18 protein-coding genes are annotated in these 17,588 nt (G+C 70.6%); 8 read left to right on the forward strand and 10 right to left on the reverse strand.

What is annotated here, in order from left to right; translation table 11 throughout:
• Window positions 1-2 precede the first annotated feature (2 nt).
• From pcaG to pcaC, 4 genes are all read left to right on the forward strand, one after another.
• Window positions 3-560, forward strand: a complete 558-nt coding sequence (gene pcaG / locus QN245_RS01475; protein WP_317844366.1) for a protocatechuate 3,4-dioxygenase subunit alpha — start codon at window positions 3-5, stop codon at window positions 558-560.
• A 67-nt stretch (window positions 561-627) separates the two neighbouring features.
• Complete coding sequence (locus QN245_RS01480) at window positions 628-1,980, forward strand: 3-carboxy-cis,cis-muconate cycloisomerase (protein WP_317844367.1); 1,353 nt, start codon at window positions 628-630, stop codon at window positions 1,978-1,980.
• Window positions 1,981-2,092: 112 nt separating this feature from the next.
• On the forward strand, window positions 2,093-2,872 hold the full coding sequence (pcaD, locus tag QN245_RS01485) for a 3-oxoadipate enol-lactonase (protein ID WP_160964536.1): 780 nt from the start codon (window positions 2,093-2,095) through the stop codon (window positions 2,870-2,872).
• 39 nt (window positions 2,873-2,911) lie between these two features.
• Entirely contained in the window at window positions 2,912-3,304 is a 393-nt protein-coding gene (pcaC, locus tag QN245_RS01490; RefSeq protein WP_152235697.1) for a 4-carboxymuconolactone decarboxylase, read from the forward strand.
• A gap of 17 nt (window positions 3,305-3,321) precedes the next feature.
• Here pcaC and QN245_RS01495 read toward each other — a convergent pair whose 3' ends face one another.
• Window positions 3,322-3,768, reverse strand: coding sequence for a winged helix-turn-helix transcriptional regulator (locus QN245_RS01495; protein ID WP_160964534.1), 447 nt, complete (start codon window positions 3,766-3,768; stop codon window positions 3,322-3,324).
• A 105-nt stretch (window positions 3,769-3,873) separates the two neighbouring features.
• On the opposite strand from QN245_RS01495, the gene QN245_RS01500 reads away from it, so the two are divergent.
• Window positions 3,874-5,178, forward strand: coding sequence for an MFS transporter (locus tag QN245_RS01500; protein ID WP_317844368.1), 1,305 nt, complete (start codon window positions 3,874-3,876; stop codon window positions 5,176-5,178).
• On the opposite strand, the gene QN245_RS01505 is transcribed toward QN245_RS01500, so the two are convergent.
• The 3 genes from QN245_RS01505 to QN245_RS01515 form a co-directional block, all read right to left on the reverse strand.
• A complete protein-coding gene (locus QN245_RS01505) occupies window positions 5,072-5,941 on the reverse strand; it encodes an IclR family transcriptional regulator domain-containing protein (RefSeq protein WP_184647434.1) in 870 nt (289 codons plus the stop codon). The two genes, QN245_RS01500 and QN245_RS01505, sit on opposite strands and share 107 nt — an antisense overlap.
• 207 nt (window positions 5,942-6,148) lie before the next feature.
• Window positions 6,149-7,186 (reverse strand): NADP-dependent oxidoreductase, encoded by a 1,038-nt coding sequence (locus tag QN245_RS01510; protein ID WP_317844369.1) that lies wholly within the window; start codon window positions 7,184-7,186, stop codon window positions 6,149-6,151.
• Window positions 7,183-8,142: an aldo/keto reductase gene (locus QN245_RS01515; protein WP_317844370.1), complete on the reverse strand. Its 960-nt coding sequence runs from the start codon at window positions 8,140-8,142 to the stop codon at window positions 7,183-7,185. Before QN245_RS01515 ends, QN245_RS01510 begins: the two co-directional genes overlap by 4 nt.
• Window positions 8,143-8,315: 173 nt before the next feature.
• Between QN245_RS01515 and QN245_RS01520 the strand changes: the two genes are divergently transcribed.
• Both QN245_RS01520 and QN245_RS01525 read left to right on the forward strand, forming a co-directional pair.
• Window positions 8,316-9,173 carry a class I SAM-dependent methyltransferase gene (locus QN245_RS01520; RefSeq protein WP_317844371.1) on the forward strand — a complete coding sequence of 286 codons (858 nt, stop codon included), beginning with the start codon at window positions 8,316-8,318 and terminating at the stop codon, window positions 9,171-9,173.
• A gap of 84 nt (window positions 9,174-9,257) precedes the next feature.
• Window positions 9,258-9,794: a pseudouridine synthase gene (locus QN245_RS01525; RefSeq protein WP_160964797.1), complete on the forward strand. Its 537-nt coding sequence runs from the start codon at window positions 9,258-9,260 to the stop codon at window positions 9,792-9,794.
• A 194-nt stretch (window positions 9,795-9,988) separates the two neighbouring features.
• On the opposite strand, the gene QN245_RS01530 is transcribed toward QN245_RS01525, so the two are convergent.
• From QN245_RS01530 to hrpB, 3 genes are all read right to left on the reverse strand, one after another.
• Window positions 9,989-10,399, reverse strand: coding sequence for a hypothetical protein (locus QN245_RS01530; RefSeq protein ID WP_017908157.1), 411 nt, complete (start codon window positions 10,397-10,399; stop codon window positions 9,989-9,991).
• A 61-nt stretch (window positions 10,400-10,460) separates the two neighbouring features.
• Complete coding sequence (locus QN245_RS01535) at window positions 10,461-10,634, reverse strand: hypothetical protein (RefSeq protein WP_317844372.1); 174 nt, start codon at window positions 10,632-10,634, stop codon at window positions 10,461-10,463.
• Window positions 10,635-10,758: 124 nt separating this feature from the next.
• The gene (gene hrpB, locus QN245_RS01540; protein ID WP_317844373.1) at window positions 10,759-13,410 is read right to left on the reverse strand and encodes an ATP-dependent helicase HrpB; all 2,652 of its coding nucleotides are present in this window, start codon (window positions 13,408-13,410) and stop codon (window positions 10,759-10,761) included.
• Between the two features lie 97 nt (window positions 13,411-13,507).
• Here hrpB and QN245_RS01545 point away from each other — a divergent pair, with 97 nt between their 5' ends.
• Window positions 13,508-14,305, forward strand: coding sequence for a TatD family hydrolase (locus QN245_RS01545; RefSeq protein ID WP_160964520.1), 798 nt, complete (start codon window positions 13,508-13,510; stop codon window positions 14,303-14,305).
• Between the two features lie 339 nt (window positions 14,306-14,644).
• Here QN245_RS01545 and QN245_RS01550 read toward each other — a convergent pair whose 3' ends face one another.
• From QN245_RS01550 to QN245_RS01560, 3 genes are all read right to left on the reverse strand, one after another.
• A complete protein-coding gene (locus QN245_RS01550; protein ID WP_160964518.1) occupies window positions 14,645-15,148 on the reverse strand; it encodes a hypothetical protein in 504 nt (167 codons plus the stop codon).
• Between the two features lie 176 nt (window positions 15,149-15,324).
• Entirely contained in the window at window positions 15,325-16,269 is a 945-nt protein-coding gene (gene panE / locus QN245_RS01555) for a 2-dehydropantoate 2-reductase (RefSeq protein WP_317844374.1), read from the reverse strand.
• A gap of 172 nt (window positions 16,270-16,441) precedes the next feature.
• Window positions 16,442-17,545 (reverse strand): OmpA family protein, encoded by a 1,104-nt coding sequence (locus tag QN245_RS01560; RefSeq protein WP_317844375.1) that lies wholly within the window; start codon window positions 17,543-17,545, stop codon window positions 16,442-16,444.
• Between the last annotated feature and the right edge of the window lie 43 nt (window positions 17,546-17,588).

Genomic DNA, 17,588 nt, shown 5'->3' on the forward strand with positions numbered 1-17,588 from the left:
CGATGAGTTTCCAGGCAACCCCTTCGCAGACGGTCGGCCCCTACTACCGTATCGGGCTGGAGCCGCTGTACCGCACCGAGATCGCGCCGGCGCAGGCGCAGGGCACTCACGTGGAAATCGCCGGCAGCGTGTTCGACGGCAACGGTGCGCCGGTCGGCGATGCGCTGCTGGAGATCTGGCAGGCCGATGCCGCCGGCATCTACGACCATGCCGCCGATCCGCGCCGCGGCGAGCACGATCCGGCCTTCCACGGCTGGGGCCGGGTGCCGACCGACGCGCAGGGCCGTTTCGCCTTCCGCACGGTCAAGCCCGGCCGTGTCGCCGGGCCCAGGGGCCTGCAGGCGCCGCACCTGGTGGTGCTGGTGTTCATGCGCGGCCTGCTGCGCGCCGCGCCGACGCGGCTGTACTTCGGCGACGACGACCTGGACGGCGACGCGATCCTGGCGCAGGTGCCGGCCGAGCGCCGCGCCACCCTGGTCGCGCAACCGCTGGCGGCGCACCGCTACCAGTGGGACGTGCGCATGCAGGGCGAGCACGAGACCGTGTTCTTCCGCTATTGAGCGCGACAGACATGTTGCACAGGCCGCAGCGGTTACCCTGCTTGACCTCTCCACCGCGTACGAACCGATGAGCGTGTCCGAGTCCCTGTTGCGTCCATTGTTCGGCGATCCGATCGTCGATGCGGCCTTCGACGATCGCGCCCGCCTGCAGGCCATGCTCGACGTGGAAGCGGCGCTGGCGCGCGCGCAGGCGCGTTGCGGGGTGATCCCGGCCAGCGCGGTGGCACCGATCGCCGCCGCCTGCGATGCCGCGCGCTACGACCTGGCGGCGCTCGCCGCCGCCACCGCGCTGGCCGGCAATCCGGCGATCCCCCTGGTCAAGGCGCTCACCGCGCAGGTCGCCGCCGCCGATGAAGACGCCGCGCGTTGGGTGCACTGGGGCGCGACCAGCCAGGACATCATCGACAGCGGCGCGGTGCTGCAGTTGCGCGCCGCGCTCGACCGCGTGGAGGCGCAACTGGAGGCGCTGTGCGCGGCGCTGGCAGCACTGGCGCAGCGCGAGCGCGACACCGGCCTGCCCGGGCGCACCCTGTTGCAGCAGGCGGTGCCGGTGACCTTCGGACTGAAGGCGGCAGGCTGGCTGGACGCGCTGCAGCGCAGCCGCCGGCGCCTGCGCGCGCTGCGCGAGGATGCGTTGGTGCTGCAGTTCGGCGGCGCCGCCGGCACCCTGGCCGCGCTGCAGTCGCAGGGCCTGGCCGTGGCCGAGGCCCTGGCCGCGGAACTGCGCCTGCCGTTGCCGGCGCTGCCCTGGCACGCGGCGCGCGACCGCATCGGCGAGATCGGCGCGGCGTTCGCGTTGCTGGCCGGCAGCCTGGGCAAGATCGGCCGCGACGTTGCCCTGCTGATGCAGTCGGAAGTGGCCGAGGCGTTCGAACCGGCCGCGGCAGGCAAGGGCGGTTCCTCGGCGATGCCGCACAAGCGCAATCCGGTCGGCTGCGTGGTCGCCATCGCCGCGGCCACGCGCGCGCCCGGCCTGCTGGCGATCTTGTTCGCTGCGCTGCCGCAGGAACACGAGCGCGCGGTCGGCGGCTGGCACGCCGAATGGGAAACCCTGCCGGAGTTGGTCCGCTTGAGCGCCGGCAGCCTGGCCCAGGTGCGCGTGCTGATCGAGGGCCTGGAACTGGACCGCGCGCGCATGGCCGCGCATCTGGACAGCCACGGCGGCCTGCTCTACGCCGAGGCGGTGGCGGTGACCCTGGCCGCGCACCTGGGCAAGGCCGCCGCGCACGCGCTGGTGGAATCGGCGGTGCGCCGCGCGCTGGCCACGCGGCAGCACCTGCGCGCGGTGCTGGCCGAGGAGCCGCAGGTGAGTGCGGTGCTGACACCGGCGGATCTGGATGCGCTGTTCGCCAGCGACAGCTGGCGCGGCATGGCCACGGTGTGGATCGAGCGCGTGCTCGCCGCGCAGGCGCGCGCGTGAGCCGCCGCGCCGTGCCTGTCTGCCGCAGCGTCGGCGACACGTTCTAGACTTGCCGGTGCCGCGCGGTTCCATGCCGTGGCGGCCCAATCCATCTTCCAAGCGAGCGCCGACCATGCCGATCCTCGACCTGCCCACGCATCGTCTGCATTACCGCATCGACGGCAGCGAAGGCCGTCCGTGGCTGACCCTTTGCAATTCGCTCGGCACCGACCTGCACATGTGGGACGCGCAGATCGCGGCGCTGGCCCAGCATTTCCGCGTGCTGCGCTACGACCGTCGCGGCCACGGCGCCTCCACCGCCGCGCCGGCGCCGTACGCCATGGCCGATCTCGGCGGCGACGTGCTGGCGCTCTGGGATGCGCTGTCGATCGAACGCAGCCATTTCTGCGGCCTGTCGATCGGCGGGCTGACCGGGCAGTGGCTGGGCCTGCACGCCGGCGAGCGCCTGCTCAGCCTGACCCTGTGCGCCACCGCGGCCAGGATCGGCAGCGCCGAGAGCTGGCAGGCGCGCATCGACCAGGTCCGCGCCGAGGGACTGGCGCCGCTGTGCGAGGGCACGCGCACGCGCTGGTTCACCCCGGCCTTCGCCGAGGCGCAGCCGGCCACCGTCGAGGCGATCCTGGACAGCTTCCGCGCCACCGACGCGCAGGCCTACATCGGCTGCTGCCAGGCGCTGGCCGAGGCCGACTTCCGCGAGCGCCTGGGCGAGATCCGCGTGCCGGTGCTGGCCGTGGCCGGGCATGACGATCCGGTGTGTCCGCCTGCCGAGTTGCAGGCCATCGCCGCACAGGTGGCGCAGGGCGAGTACGCCGAAGTGCATGGCCGCCACCTGTGCAACGTGGAGTCGCCGCACGCCTTCAACGACGCGCTGCTGCGCTTCCTGCTGCAGTAGAGCGCGCCTGCCTTTCCCCACGTTTCAGGAGTCGACCCGATGGACGAGAACGAACGCTACGCCGCCGGCCTGCAGGTACGCCGCGCCGTGCTCGGCGATGCCCACGTCGACCGCTCGCTGGCCGCGCGCACGCCGTTCACCGAGGAGTTTCAGGAGTTCATCACCCGCACCGCCTGGGGCACGGTGTGGACCCGGGAGGGCCTGCCGCGGCACACGCGTTCGCTGCTGACCCTGGCGATGATGGTGGCGCGCGGCCACGACGAGGAGTTCAAGTTGCACGTGCGCGCGGCGCGCAACAACGGCGTCAGTGCCGACGAGATCAAGGAAGTGCTGCTGCAGGCGGCGATCTATTGCGGTGTGCCGGCGGCCAACCATGCCTTCGCCCTGGCCGCGCCGATCCTGGCCGAGCAGGCCGCCGAGGGCGGCGCCTAGAGCGCGCAGCGCTCCGCTCAGCGCACCTTACGCACTTCGGTGTCGGCCGGGCGCAGCCGCGTCCCGTCGGCGGCGCGCGGCTGCATGCGCGCGACCGGCTTGCCGCTGCGCGTGTCGATCAACGCCGAATGGCGCTCGCCGTGGTCGAACAGATGCCGTTCGCCCCACTGCCGCAGCGCCAGCACCACCGCGAACAGGTCCTCGCCCTTGGCGCTCAGCGCGTACTCGCGGTAGGCGCTGCCGTCGGACGCTTCGCGCGTCTCCAGGATGCCGGCTTCGACCAGCTTGCGCAGCCGGTCGGCCAGGATGTTGCGCGCCATGCCCAGGCTGCGCTGGAAGTCGCCGAAGCGACGCACGCCATCGAAGGCATCGCGCACGATCAGCAGCGACCAGCGGTCGCCGATCAGGTCGGCGCTGCGCGCCACCGGGCAGGGCGAAGCGGGTATGGCAGGGCGGGACGGCATCGGCGTTCCAGGCAGGCGCTCGGCGGTAGTGGTTGCATTTTAAAACCTATCGGCCTAGCCTGAAACAAGTTTCGTTTTGAAACCGGAACAGGCGAGCCATCGATCATGCAATCCGTCACCGCTGCGCCCGCCATGCCGCGGCGCCTGGTCTGGCTGTTCGCCATCGCCAGCGGCCTGAGCGTGGCCAATGTCTACTACGCGCAGCCGCTGCTGGACGCGCTGGCGGTGGACTTCGGCATCCGCCCGGCGGCAGTGGGCGGCGTGGTCAGCGCGGCCCAGATCGGCTGCGCGCTGGCCCTGCTGTTGCTGGTGCCGCTGGGTGACCTGGTGGAGCGCCGCCGCCTGATGGCGGTGCAGGCGCTGGGGCTGGTCGCGACGCTGGTGGTGGTGAGCGTGGCGCGGTCGGCGCCGGTATTACTGGCCGGCATGCTCGCTGTCGGCCTGCTGGGCACGGCGATGACCCAGGGCTTGATCGCCTACGCCGCCAGCGCCGCGGCGCCGCAGGAGCAAGGGCGGGTGGTCGGTGCGGCGCAGGGCGGTGTGTTCATCGGCCTGTTGCTGGCGCGGGTGTTTGCCGGCGGGGTCAGCGAACTGGCCGGCTGGCGCGGGGTCTATGCCGGCGCCGCGGCGCTGATGCTGGCGCTCGCGTGGCCGCTGTGGCGTTGGTTGCCGGCACTGCCGGTACCGCTGCAACCGCTGCCGTATCCGCGCCTGATCATGTCCATGCTGACGCTGCTGCGGCAGGAGCGCGTGCTGCAGGTACGTGGCGTGCTGGCGCTGCTGATGTTCGCGGCGTTCAACATCTTCTGGAGCGCGCTGGTGCTGCCGCTGCGCGCGCCGCCCTATGCGTTTTCGCACCTTGCCATCGGCGCCTTCGGCCTGGTCGGCGTGGTCGGGGCGCTGGCGGCCGCGCGCGCCGGGCACTGGGCCGACCGCGGCCATGCCCAGCGCACCAGCGCCGCGGCGCTGGTGGTGTTGGTGCTTGCGTGGTGGCCGTTGTCGCAGTTGCAGCAGTCGCTGGCCGCGCTGGTGCTGGGAATCGTCCTGCTCGACCTGGCCGGGCAGGCGCTGCACGTCACCAGCCAGAGCATGATCCTGCGTCGCCGGCCGCAGGCGCACGGCCGGTTGATCGGCCTGTACATGCTGTTCTACGCGGTGGGCAGCGGACTGGGCGCGATCGCGACGACCGCGACCTACGCGCAGGCCGGCTGGGCGGGCGTGTGTCGCCTGGGGGCGGCGGTCAGCCTGCTGGCGTTGCTGTTCTGGTGGGCGACGCGGCGGGTTGGCGCGGCGTCGGTGGCGCTCAGTCCAGCACCCGGCTCAACTGCTGCGCCGCATGCCGCAGCGCCGGCAGCACCGTGCTCTGCAGGCTGCCCAGGGTCATGCGCGCCACCGAGCTGCCGACGTTGAGCGCGGCGACCACACGGTCCTGGCGGTTGCGCACCGGCACCGCCACCGAACGCAGGCCGATCTCCAGTTCCTGGTCAACCACCGCATGGCCGTCGCGCTGCACACGCTCGAGCAGGGCCTGGAACTGCGCGCGGTCGGTGACGGTGCGTTCGGTGCGCGGACGCAGCGGGTTGCGCTCCAGGTAGCTGTTCAAGGTGTCGCCCGGCTGCGCCGCCAGCAGCACCCGGCCCATCGAGGTGCAGTACGCCGGCAGGCGGCTGCCGGCGCGCAGGCCGATCGACATGATCCGCACCGTCTCCGCCCGCGCCACGTACAGCAGGTCGTCGCCGTCGAGTACGCCCAGCGAACAGGACTCGTGCAGGGTGTCGCGCAGCGCATCCAGCACCGGCTGCGCCGCCACCGACAGGGCGGCGGTGGACAGGTAGCCGCTGCCGATGCCCAGCGCGCGCGGCAACAGCACGTAGCCGCGGCCATGGGTGCCGGCGTAACCGAGCTTCTCCAGCGTGTACAGCACGCGCCGCACCGCCGCGCGCGGGATGCCGGTGTCGGCGCTGAGCTGGGCCATGCTGACATCGCGGCTGTGCTGGCCGAAGGCGCTGAGCACGGCCAAGCCGCGCGCCAGCGAGGTCATGAAGTTCGGGTCGCCTTCGCATTCGCCGATGCGCCGCATCAGTTCCGCGGCCAGGCCGCGCTCGGGCGGGGTGGGAGCGGTGGCGGCGCGCGCGGTGCGGCGTGCGCGAGGGGGACGCGGGGAATCGGACATGGAAGCGGCGGCGGCGGCGATGCGTCCGATGGTAGTGGCTGCGCCTGCGGGCGTCGATGCCGCGGCGTGCATGCGCACCACAATGCCGTGCCGTGTCATCGACCCATGCTGTCCGTAGGAGCGGCTTCAGCCGCGACCAAGCGTTACCGGGAACGCCCAGTCGCGGCTGAAGCCGCTCCTACGAGAGTCGAGTTTCGGCCCCTGGCCTCAGTCGCCCAGCCGCACCACCAGCTTGCCGAAGTTGCCGCCGCTCAGCATGTCGATGAAGGCCTGCGGTGCGTTCTCCAGCCCGTCCACCACGTGTTCGCGGTAGCGCACGCGGCCGTCGGCCAGCCAGGCGCCCATTTCGCGCAGGAACTCCGGATACAGCTTGACGAAGTCGCCGACGATGAAGCCGCGCAGGGTCAGGCGCTGGCGCAGGACCTGGCCCATCAGCGCCGGCAGTCGGTCCGGCCCCGGCGGCAAGGCGCCGTTGGCGTTGTAGGTGGCGATGGTGCCGCACACCGGCACGCGCGCGAAATCGTTGAGCACCGGCAGTACCGCATCGAACACGTGGCCGCCGACGTTCTCGAAGTACACGTCGATGCCGTCGGTCGCGGCGGCGCGCAACTGCTCGGCGAAGTCCTTGGCGCGGTGGTCCAGGGCCACGTCCACGCCCAGTTCCTCGCGCAGGTAGCGGCATTTCTCCGCACCGCCAGCGATGGCGATGACCTTCGCCCCGCGCAGCCTGGCGATCTGCGCCACCGTGGCGCCGACCGGGCCGGTGGCCGCCGCCACCGCGACGGTCTCGCCCGGCTGCGGCTTGCCGATCTCGTGCAGGCCGGCGTAGGCGGTGAAGCCAGGCATGCCGTACACGCCCAGCGCAGTGCTCGGCGGCAGCGGCGAGGCGGGATCGAGCTTGCGCCGCAGGCTGGCGCCATCGACGACCAGATGGGTCTGCCAGCCGCCGTTCTGCACCAGCACCAGATCGCCCGGCGCATGGTCGGGGGAGTTGGATTGCAGCACTTCGGCCACGGTGCTGCCGACCATGGTCTCGCCCAGTTGCACCGGCGGCGCGTAGGACGGCGCATCGCTCATGCGCCCGCGCATGTACGGGTCCAGCGACAGCCAGCGGTTGCGCAGCAGCACCTGGCCTGGTCCAGGCGGCGTCAGTGGCGCCTGTTCGGTACGGAAGTTGTCGGTGCCCGGCGTGCCCTGCGGGCGCGAGGCGAGCACGATGCGGGTGGTGTGGGTGGGGGCGGTCATGCGGTTTCCTCACTTGCGGTATTCAGTTGCGCGATGTCCTCGGCGGACAGCTGCAGGCGCGCGGCGGCGAGCAGGTCCTGCAGTTGTTCCAGGCTGGTCGCGCTGGCGATCGGCGCGACGATGCCGGGCCGCGCCATCAACCACGCCAGCGCCACCTGCGTGGGCGTGGCCGCATGCTTGCCGGCGATGTCGTCCAATGCGGCGAGGATGCGCAGGCCGCGCGCGTTGAGATAGCGTGCGACCACGCTTGCGCCGCGCGCCTGGCTTTTGCCCGCGTCTTCGGCGCGACGGTACTTGCCGCTGAGGAAGCCGCTGGCCAACGCGTAGTAGCACAGCACGCCCAGGCCCTGTTCGCGCACCAGCGGTTCCAGTTCGGCCTCGTAGCCGGCGCGGTCGTACAGGTTGTACTCCGGCTGCAGCGTTTCGTACCGGGGCAGGCCGTACTGCGTGGAGACGTTCAGCGCCTCGCGCAGGCGCGTGGCGCTGTAGTTGGAGGCGCCGATCGCGCGCACCTTGCCCTGTTCGATCAGCCGCCCGAACGCAGCCAGCGACGCTTCCAGCGGCACCGAATCGTCGTCCTCGTGCGCCTGGTACAGATCGATGACGTCGGTCTGCAGGCGCTGCAGCGAGTCCTCCGCGGCGGCAGCGATGTTGTCGGCCGACAGGCCCGGGCGTTCGGCCCACTTGCCGACCTTGGTCGCGATCAGCACCTTGTCGCGCTTGCCGCTGCGCGTGAGCCACTGCCCGATCAGTGCTTCCGATTCGCCGCCTTGGTTGCCGGGCACCCAGGCCGAATAGATGTCGGCGGTGTCGATGAGATTGCAGCCGGCCTCGACGAAGGCATCGAGCAGGGCGAAGGAGGTCTTGGCGTCGGCGCTCCAGCCGAACACGTTGCCGCCGAACGCCAGCGGTGCCGCATGCAGGCCGGAACGGCCGAGTTCGCGCGTGTGCAGCATGGAAAACGTTCCACTGTGGGGGAGGCGACAGGATAGTCGTCAGGGGTTGGATGGCCGTCAAATACGCGAGAAAACATCGTTCTGTAGACGTGATTGGCGCTAACGGAAGTGCAACATTCGGCGCTACCGGGCCGCGTGCTAGGCTCGCGGCACCTCTCTTGCGGATGCCTGCCATGACGCTTCGTACCTCGCTCGCCTGCGCCTGTACCCTGGCCGTCGCCACCGCGTTGCTCGCCCCGGCGGCGCAGGCGATCAAGCCCGCCGACACCGCCACGCTGCCGGCACCGGATGCGGCGCTGCAGACGGCGATCAACGGCAGTTGGCGCGACCGCGCCAACGTCGCCCGCGATGCCTATCGCCATCCCGGCCAGACCCTGGCGTTCTTCGGCATCAAGCCGACCCAGACGGTGATCGAGGTCACCCCGGGCGGCGGTTGGTATTCCGAGATCCTTGCGCCGTACCTGCGCGAGCGTGGCCAGTACATCGCCGCGGTGGTCGATCCGGCGGCGGTGCCGGAAGGGCGTGGCCGCGACTACCAGCAGAAGGCGCGCAGCGGCCTGGAGCAGAAGTTCGCCGCGGCGCCGGCGCAGTACGACCGCGCGCGCATCGTGGCGTATGCGCCGAACGCGCCGGTGTTCGGCCCGCCCGGCTCGGCCGACCTGGTGCTGACCTTCCGCAACGTGCACAACTGGCGCATGGCCGGCCAGGCCGAGGGCATGTTCAAGGGCTTCTACCAGGTGCTCAAGCCCGGCGGCGTGCTCGGCGTGGTCGAGCACCGCGCCAAGGCCGACGTGCCGGCCGACGACAAGAGCGGTTATGTCGGCCAGGCGCAGGTGATTGCCATGGCCGAGGCGGCCGGCTTCAAGCTGGCCGGCAAGAGCGAGCTCAACGCCAACCCGCGCGACAGCAAGGACTATCCGGGCGGCGTGTGGACGCTGCCGCCGAGCAACCAGCACGACGCCGCCGACGACGCCAAGTACCAGGCGATCGGCGAGAGCGACCGCATGACCCTGAAATTCGTCAAGCGCTGACCGGCGCGCGGGCGGGGAGGCGCGAGCGCATGGGACAATGCCTGCGCCGCGCCGTGCGGCGCAGGTTCGCCGCCGTTTCCGCCGATGCTGATCGCCTTCAACAAGCCCTTCAACGTGCTGTGCCAGTTCACCGACCGCAGCACGCCGCCGCGGCGGACACTGGCCGAGTTCGGCCTGCCCGCCGACGTGTACGCGGCTGGGCGCCTGGACTACGACAGCGAAGGCCTGCTGCTGCTGACCGACGACGGCGCGCTGGCGCACCGGCTCACCGATCCGCGGCACAAGCAACCCAAGACCTATTGGGTGATGGTGGAGGGTGCACCGCAACCGGAGCAGTTGCAGCGTCTGCGCGACGGCGTGCTGTTGAACGACGGCCCGACCGCACGGGCCGAGGTGACGTTGCTGGATGCGCCGCCATCGCTGTGGCCGCGGGATCCGCCGGTGCGCTTCCGCAAGAGCGTGCCCGATGCCTGGTTGCAGGTGGTGTTGCGCGAAGGCCGCAACCGCCAGGTGCGGCGGATGACCGCGGCGGTCGGCTTGCCGACCCTGCGCCTGGTGCGTGCGGCGATGGGCGCACACCGGCTGGACGGGTTGGCGCCGGGGGCCTGGCGCGCGCTGTAGTGCGTGGTGTGCCGAGTGACGCGTAGGAGCGTTTCAGCCGCAACATGGGAACCTCTGTAACGCTCCGGTCGCGGTAGACGCCGTTCCTGCGTTAGAAAAGCAGGGTCGCAGCGAATCCATAAAAAAAGCGACCGGGATGTCTCCCGGTCGCTGCGTTTCATGCTGCGGCTGCCGTCAGCGGCAGTACGCGGATCTCACTCTTCGGTGGCGTCCTGCGCTGCGGCATTGCGGCGCGTGCCGCGGGTGCTGGCGGCGCTGCGGCGCGCACCGACGTTGCCGCGCTTGTTGGCGGCCTCGATGCGCTGCGCGTTGCCTTCGATCGGCGCGCCCTTGTCGCGCTGGCGCTTGCGGTAGATGGCGTAGCCGAGCAGACCCACGCCCACTGCGGCAGCGGCGATCGCGATGGCCGGGTTGCGGCGCACGGCGGTGCGCGCGACCTTGGAGCCGGTCTTCACTGCACCCATCGCTGCGCCAGCCTTGAGCGCGCCCATCGCCTTGCCCGACTGCAACCACTTGTTCGCCTGCGGGCCGAAGTGCTTGAGGCTGTCGCCGGCGTGGCTGGCGAGATCCAGGGCGCGATCGGTGATGATGGTCAGCTTGCTCATGGGCGTCCCTACTGGCAGGAATGAAGGGCTGCAGTGTCGCCCGCCTACCGTATACGGGGCGTTAGCGCAGCGCCGCGGATTCGTCTGCCGGCTGAATGCGGGGCGTGGATTTGGTCGCGCCATCGACGGCTGAGTGCGCCGCGTGGGCCTGCCACCACGCGCACTGCCGTTGCCGCGTGGCGCAGCGATGGCTGGCCGTCGGGTCGAGCCGCTTGGAGCCGATTGCGGCTTTCATGACGGCCCATCGGCCTAGGTACGCGCGTGCGTGGCTGCGTCGGCGCTCGGACGTGGTCCCGCTTCCCTGGCGCAACCCCGCGTAAGCATGGCATGACGCGCTTACGCGGGGCCGATGACACACGCTAGGTACCGCGCGGCTTGGCGCGGTGGCTGGCGGTGGCGGTCCAGGGGTCGTCCGGCCAGGGGTGGCGCGGGTAACGACCCTTCATTTCCTTCTTCACTTCCGGGTAGGTGCTGGACCAGAAATTGCGCAGGTCCTGGGTGACCTGCAGCGGGCGCCCGCCGGGCGAGAGCAGGTGCAGCAGCAGCGGCACACGGCCGTCGGCGATGCGCGGGGTGTCGGCCAGGCCGAACAGCTCCTGCAGCTTGACCGCCAGCACCGGCGGCTGCGGCTGCCCGGCATGGTCCAGGCTGTAGTCGATGCGCCGCTCCATGCCCGACGGCACTGCGACGCGCACCGGTGCGTGGCGGTCGATGGCCTGGCGCCTGTCCCACGGCAGCCGCGCTTTCAGCGCCTCGCCCAGCTCGTCCTCGCTCAGCGCATCGAGCCGGGTCTTGCCGGCAAAGGCCGGGCGCAGCCAGTCGTCGAGGCTGTCCAGCAGCGCGGCATCGCCCAGGTCGGGCAGGTCCAGCTCCGGCATCCACTGGCGCAGTCCCGCCACCCGCGCGCGCCACTGCGTCAGACCCTCGCTCCAGGGCAGCGCCTGCAGTCCGAGTTCGCGCACCGCCTCGGTCAATGCCGCGGCCGCCTGCGCCGGCTCGACGCGGCCAGCGGGGCGGCTGTCGAGCACGATGCGATCGAAGCGTGTCTCGCGCAGCGCGCTCAGCGCGCGCCGCTCGGCATCCCAGCGCACCACGTCTTCCTGCGCGAAGCGCTGCGGAAACTGCGCGCGCAGATAGGTCTCGTCCACGGGCGCGGCGCGCAGCAGCAGTGCGTCCTTGGCCTCGTGGCGCAGTTCGGCGGCGACCAGCCAGGGCTCGCCGCGCAGGTCGCTGTGCTCGAACAGGCGCACGCTGCGGCCGTTGGCCAACTGGTAGCGCAGCGGATCGCTGGGGTGACGCGTACCGATGCGGTCGGGGAAGGCATGCGCCAGCAGATCGCCGAGTTCGTGCGCCTCCACGCTGTCCGGCGCGGCGGCCTCGCTGCGCAGGCGCCGCCGCCACTGTTTGGCCGCCGCGTCGATCGCCCCCAGCGCGCCGCGGTTGGCGTCGTGCGGCACGCGGCCGCGGCGGAACGCGGCCAGGGCACGCCAGCGCGCGGCCAGCGCATCGCCGCCCTGGCGCAGCGGATCGCGCGCTTCGATCAGGGCGGCGAGGTCGCAGGCCAGCGCCTGCGCGCGCGCATCGTTGGCCGCCAGCAGCATCGCCGCCAGCCGCGGATGCGTGCCCAGCGCGAGCATGCGCCGGCCGCTGGCGGTGATGGCGCCGTTTGTGCCGAGCGCGCCGAGCCGCTGCAGCAGCTCGCGGGCGGCAGCCAGCGCACCGACTGGTGGCGGATCGACGAAGCGCAGGCCATCGTTGCCCCAGGCCGCCAGCTCCAGCCCTAGCCCGGCCAGTTCCACCTGCAGGATCTCGGCGCGGCGTTGCGCCTCCAGGCGTTGCGACTGCGGCCACAGCCGGTAGGCCCAGCCACTGGCGACGCGGCCGGCGCGACCGGCGCGCTGGTCGGCCGATGACTGGGCGATGGCGGTCACGTCCAGCCGCGAGAAGCCGCTGTTGGGATCGTAGTGCGGCTCGCGCGCCAGCCCGGCATCGATCACCACGCGCACCCCGGGCAGTGTCACCGAGGACTCGGCGACATTGGTCGCCAGCACCACGCGTCGTCGCCCCTGCGGATCGGGCTGCAGCACCTTGCTCTGTTGCTCCACCGGCAACTCGCCATGCAGTGGCAACACCTCCACCCCGCTCCCTTCTCCCTCCGGGAGAAGGTGGCGCGCAGCGCCGGATGAGGGTGCGTCCAAGGCGGTGCCAGCTGGGGTAACGCCAGAGGCGGTGCCGGCTGGGGTCATGCCCGATGCGCCATCTCCTGGCGCTATGCCCGCCACCGCACCACCGCCGACACCCGCCGCTTCCAGCGCCGCCTGCACCCGCCCGATCTCGCGCTGTCCGGGCAGGAATACCAGCACATCGCCCGGATGCTGCTGCAGCACATGCTCGACCGCACGCCGGGCCTGCGCTTCCAGCGACTCCTCGCGTCGCGCCGGGAAGTGCGCGATCTCCACCGGGAAACTGCGCCCGGCGCTGGACAGCCGCGGAGCATCCAGGAACTGCGCCAGACGCTCGCCGTCCAGCGTTGCCGACATCACCACGATGCGCAGGTCCTCGCGCACCTGCGCCTGTACGTCCAGGGCCAGCGCCAGGCCCAGGTCCGCGGCCAGGTGGCGCTCGTGGAATTCGTCGAACAGCAGCGCACCGACCCCGTCGAGCATCGGGTCGTCCTGCAGCATACGGGTCAAGATGCCCTCGGTGACCACCTCGATACGGGTACGCGCGGACACCTTGTTCTCGAAGCGGATGCGGTAGCCCACGGTCTCGCCCGGCGCTTCGCCGCGCTGCCGGGCCATGAAGGTCGCGGCGCTGCGCGCGGCGACGCGGCGCGGTTCCAGCATCACGATGCGCCGGCCTTGCAGCCAGGGCGCGTCGAGCAGCGCTGGCGGCACCTGGGTGGTCTTGCCGGCGCCGGGCGGGGCTTCCAGCACCAGGCGCGGATGGGCGGCGAGGCTGTCGCGGATCTGCGGCAGCAGCGGATCGATCGGAAACACGGCGGACGTCATCGGCCAAGGATACGGGGCCGCTGCGCCGCTGTAGAGCGGTGGCGGGCCCACGGCCCGTACAATCAGCCGCTTTCCCGGCTGATTCCCGCGCAATCGCATGACCCTGATCGACATCGGCGCCAACCTCACCCACGAGTCCTTCGATCGCGACCGCGACGCGGTGCTGGAGCGCGCCCGCGCCGCCGGCGTCGCGCAACTGGTGGTCACCGGCGCCAGCCGCGAGCACTCGCCGCTGGCGCTGCAGTTGGCGCGGCAGCATCCGGGCCTGCTGTACGCCACCGCCGGCGTGCATCCGCACCACGCGGTGGAATACACCGCCGAATGCGATGCCGAACTGCGCGCGCTGCATGCGCACGCCGAGGTGGTGGCAGTCGGCGAGTGCGGCCTGGACTACTTCCGCGACTTCTCGCCGCGGCCGGCGCAGCACCGCGCTTTCGAGCGGCAACTGCAGCTGGCGGTGGACACCGGCAAGCCGCTGTTCCTGCACCAGCGCGACGCCCATGCCGACTTCATGGCACTGATGCGCCAGTTCGACGGCAAGCTCGGCCCGGCGGTGGTGCATTGCTTCACCGGAAGCCGCGAGGAACTGTTCGACTACCTGGACCGCGACTGGTACATCGGCATCACCGGCTGGCTGTGCGACGAACGCCGCGGCGCGCACCTGCGCGAGCTGGTGAAGCACATTCCCGCCGAGCGGCTGATGATCGAGACCGACGCGCCGTACCTGCTGCCGCGCACGCTCAAGCCGACGCCGAAGGACCGCCGCAACGAGCCGGCGTTCCTCGCGCACATCGTCGAGGAACTGGCGCGCGACCGCGGCGAGGACGTAGCCACTGTCGCTGCTTCCAGCACTGCCGCCGCGCGGACCTTCTTCCGTTTGCCGATGCCGGCCTGAGTACGTCGCCGCAGCGGGTTTCGTGATTGGAGATTCGTGATTGGGGATTGGGGATTCGTAAGAGCGTGATTGGCTGTACGCGTTTTTTGTAGGAGCGGCTTCAGCAGCGACCGGTCACCGGTCGCGGCTGATGACCCGGCGACCATGCCGATCCTTTGCGCGGCCCTGCGGGCCGATGCGCCGCTGGGAGAGCCTGGACGGAGTGGGTTGGGATTTTCTTGTGGGAGGGACTTCAGTCCCGACGCCTGACGGTGTCAGTTGGCGTTGGGCTTCATCCGTCGCGGCTGAAGCCGCTCCTACGTGGGTAACGTGAGTCGGCCTGCCCGGGCGGCGCCCTCCTCAATCGACCTGCGCGTCCTCGCGCTTCGCTTCGGCCATCGCTTCCGGCTCCAGCTCCTCGGCGCTGCGGTTGAGCTTGACGAACACGCCCCAGGCGACCAGCAGCAGTGCCGCACACAGACCGACCGCGGCGGCGTAGGGCAGCTTGGCCGGGTCGTCGTGCATCAGTTCGAAGATCGACACCAGGGTCTCGATCGCCAGGGCGATGACGATGACCACGAAGAACCGCGACAGATAGCGGCGCACCCGGGTCGGTCCGCTGACCTTGACGTCGCGCTGCACCTCTTCCTCGTAGATGGTCTGGCCCAGTTCCAGGGTCACCAGCGCCACGGTGAGCAGCCCGATCGCTTCCAGCACCACGTTGAAGCGGTCGCGCACCACCAGTTCGCCGCCCGGCGTCAGGCCGTGCCACAGCTCCAGCACGGCCATGCAGATCAGCCCGGCCGCGCACAGCAGGAACAGCACGATGATGAGGAAATGTCCGCCGCGGAACAGTTTTTCCATGCGCGTGCCCGTTGCCGCCCCTGAGTGGTGGGCGAGCATAGGCGCCAGGCGCGTCAGCGGCGCGCGAAGATGCATGTCCTATGGGGTAAGGAGGCACCATGACCTGCGGCGCGCAGCGCACCGTGGCAGGCGCGAAGGATGGGGCGGCGTACCGCGCCGCTTCCTCGCGGTGCCCGTCAGCGTGCGGGGAGGCCGGCCTGGTATGCCTGCAGGTGGCAGTACGCGGCCATCAACAGCGGCGCGGCGTGCCCGGCGCTGCGGGCGCGGGCGAGCATGTCGCCGACGATCTGCTGTGCTTCCACCTGCTGCCCGGCTTCCAGGTCGCGCAGCATCGATGCCTTCATCGGCGAGCCGGGCTGGGTCAGCAATTGCAGCGCGCTGGCTTGCGCCGCCTCAGGCACCGGTTCGCCGGCGGCCGCCGCCACCGCCGTGCATTCCGCATACAGGCCACGCACCAGCGTCACGCCATCGTCGCTGGCGACGATGCGCCCGATCGGCGCGCGCATCAGGCAGGTGGCCGCCGCCAGCGCGGTGAGGAAGGTGTACTTGATCCATTGTTCCTGCGCGATCCGCGGCGCAGCCAGATGATCCACTTCGGCCTGCGTGCAGGCCTCGGCCAGGGCACGCACGCGTGCGCTGTCGGCACCGCGCCCGTCGCGCTCGCCGAAGGTCAGCGAGGCCGGCTTGGCCAGGTGCTGGATCGCGCCATCGGCATCCAGTACGGCGCTGATGAAGCACAGCCCACCGATCACCCGTTCCGCACCGAAGCGCGCATCCAGTGCCCGGTAGTGGCGCAGGCCATTGAGGATCGGCAATACGCTGGTGCCGTCCAGTACCGCCGGCGCCACCGCGTCCAGCGCACTGTCCAGGTCATAGGCCTTGCAACTGAGCACTACCAGATCGAACGGGCGTGCCTGTGCCGCGCCGGGCAATGCTTCTACCGTGAGTGTCTTGACCGCGATCGCCGCATCGCCGCGCGGACTACGGATGCGCAGACCATCGCGTTGCAGGCGCGCGGCCCGCGCTGGTCGCACCAGGAAGCTGACATCGGCGCCGGCCTGGGCCAGGCGTCCGCCAAAGTAACCGCCGGTCGCGCCGGCACCGAGAATGAGGATACGCATGGGACGAGGGCCGCAAGAGAGTGGGGATGCGACCCGCTGTCGGGACGCGTACCGGCAAACGCGTGGCTGCGCGTTTGCCGGCGGTGCGACGCGAGCGGCAGTGCCGCTGTGCCACACCGAAACTGTGCAGGCAACGAGGGCGCGACCGCACGCGGCAGCGCGCCTGCGCGGCTCAGTTCTTCTTTACCAGCTCGACGCGGCGGTTCTGCGACTTGCCTTGTTCGGTCGCATTGTCCGCCACCGGATCGGCGTCGCCGAAGCCGGCCGAGGTCAGCCGTGACGCCTCGATGCCCTGCGCGACCAGCGCGGCGACCACCGCCTTGGCGCGCCCTTCCGACAGCGTCTTGTTGTGCGCGGCATCGCCGGTGCCGTCGGTGTAGCCATTGACGGCCAGCTTCAAAGTCGCGTCCTGCTTGAGCAATTGCACGACCTGCGCGATCTGCGGTTGCGAATCGGGCAGGATATCGGTCTTGTCGGTGGCGAAGTTGACGTGCAGCGCCACCTTGCCGGTCTTGTCGATCTGCGTCTTCAGTTCGCTGGCCGGCAGCAGGCTGGCGGTGACCTGCAGCGGCTTGGTCTCGGCGATCAGCAGGCCGCCGCCGAACTGGTAGCTGCACAGGTGGATCCAGATGTCGCGGTCGGCGCGATGCACCACGAACACCTGCACCGGGTTGTTCCAGACATCGCCCAGGCCGCTGTTGTACTTGGTGGCGAAATCCCGCGGCCATTCCTTGATCTTCTGCGTGGCCGCTTCGGGAATCCGGCCGTCGAAAATCTTTTTGCCACCGAGCGCAGTGACCATGGCCTCGATGTTACGTTCCAGTTCGATGTCCGAGAACGTTTTACCGTCCGCCGCATTGATCTGCGCCGACCAGACCTTGCCCTCGACCGGTTGCAGGCGATCACCGGTCCAGAACGGAACTTGATCGAAGTCGGTGCCATCCGGTTTGTTACCGGTGACATATCCGCTGGGCAGGGCGATGTAGGGGAAGTCTCCCAACGGGACGTCGGACACCGGCAAGCTGGCCGGGTCGAATGTGGCACTGGTGGCAGGTTGCTGTGCGGAAGCTTCCTGCGTGCTGCCGGCGGTCGCCGCGGGGGGCGTTACCTGATCGTCGGAATGCGCGGGCTGCTCATGCTTCTTGCAGGCGCTCAGACTTGCGATGACGGCCAGGACCAACGTCGCCGCTACTGCTCTTTTCACAGAGGTACTCCTTGTCGGGGGACGAACAAAACTAGTGTAACGGGAGGTCGGCCGATCTTGCCGCAGAACCATGAATCCGCGTCGACCGGCAATGGCGACACACGTTTGGATCGCA

It is taken from the genome of Xanthomonas rydalmerensis (genome assembly GCF_033170385.1).
Lineage (GTDB): Bacteria > Pseudomonadota > Gammaproteobacteria > Xanthomonadales > Xanthomonadaceae > Xanthomonas_A > Xanthomonas_A rydalmerensis.

Excerpts from the sequence above, each read along its gene's own strand:
- pcaG (WP_317844366.1), top strand. The coding sequence starts at position 3 with ATGAGTTTCCAGGCAACCCCTTCGCAGACGGTCGGCCCCTACTACCGT.
- QN245_RS01480 (WP_317844367.1), top strand. The coding sequence starts at position 628 with ATGAGCGTGTCCGAGTCCCTGTTGCGTCCATTGTTCGGCGATCCGATC.
- pcaD (WP_160964536.1), top strand. The coding sequence starts at position 2,093 with ATGCCGATCCTCGACCTGCCCACGCATCGTCTGCATTACCGCATCGAC.
- pcaC (WP_152235697.1), top strand. The coding sequence starts at position 2,912 with ATGGACGAGAACGAACGCTACGCCGCCGGCCTGCAGGTACGCCGCGCC.
- QN245_RS01495 (WP_160964534.1), bottom strand. The coding sequence starts at position 3,768 with ATGCCGTCCCGCCCTGCCATACCCGCTTCGCCCTGCCCGGTGGCGCGC.
- QN245_RS01500 (WP_317844368.1), top strand. The coding sequence starts at position 3,874 with ATGCAATCCGTCACCGCTGCGCCCGCCATGCCGCGGCGCCTGGTCTGG.
- QN245_RS01505 (WP_184647434.1), bottom strand. The coding sequence starts at position 5,941 with ATGTCCGATTCCCCGCGTCCCCCTCGCGCACGCCGCACCGCGCGCGCC.
- QN245_RS01510 (WP_317844369.1), bottom strand. The coding sequence starts at position 7,186 with ATGACCGCCCCCACCCACACCACCCGCATCGTGCTCGCCTCGCGCCCG.
- QN245_RS01515 (WP_317844370.1), bottom strand. The coding sequence starts at position 8,142 with ATGCTGCACACGCGCGAACTCGGCCGTTCCGGCCTGCATGCGGCACCG.
- QN245_RS01520 (WP_317844371.1), top strand. The coding sequence starts at position 8,316 with ATGACGCTTCGTACCTCGCTCGCCTGCGCCTGTACCCTGGCCGTCGCC.
- QN245_RS01525 (WP_160964797.1), top strand. The coding sequence starts at position 9,258 with ATGCTGATCGCCTTCAACAAGCCCTTCAACGTGCTGTGCCAGTTCACC.
- QN245_RS01530 (WP_017908157.1), bottom strand. The coding sequence starts at position 10,399 with ATGAGCAAGCTGACCATCATCACCGATCGCGCCCTGGATCTCGCCAGC.
- QN245_RS01535 (WP_317844372.1), bottom strand. The coding sequence starts at position 10,634 with ATGAAAGCCGCAATCGGCTCCAAGCGGCTCGACCCGACGGCCAGCCAT.
- hrpB (WP_317844373.1), bottom strand. The coding sequence starts at position 13,410 with ATGACGTCCGCCGTGTTTCCGATCGATCCGCTGCTGCCGCAGATCCGC.
- QN245_RS01545 (WP_160964520.1), top strand. The coding sequence starts at position 13,508 with ATGACCCTGATCGACATCGGCGCCAACCTCACCCACGAGTCCTTCGAT.
- QN245_RS01550 (WP_160964518.1), bottom strand. The coding sequence starts at position 15,148 with ATGGAAAAACTGTTCCGCGGCGGACATTTCCTCATCATCGTGCTGTTC.
- panE (WP_317844374.1), bottom strand. The coding sequence starts at position 16,269 with ATGCGTATCCTCATTCTCGGTGCCGGCGCGACCGGCGGTTACTTTGGC.
- QN245_RS01560 (WP_317844375.1), bottom strand. The coding sequence starts at position 17,545 with ATGGTTCTGCGGCAAGATCGGCCGACCTCCCGTTACACTAGTTTTGTT.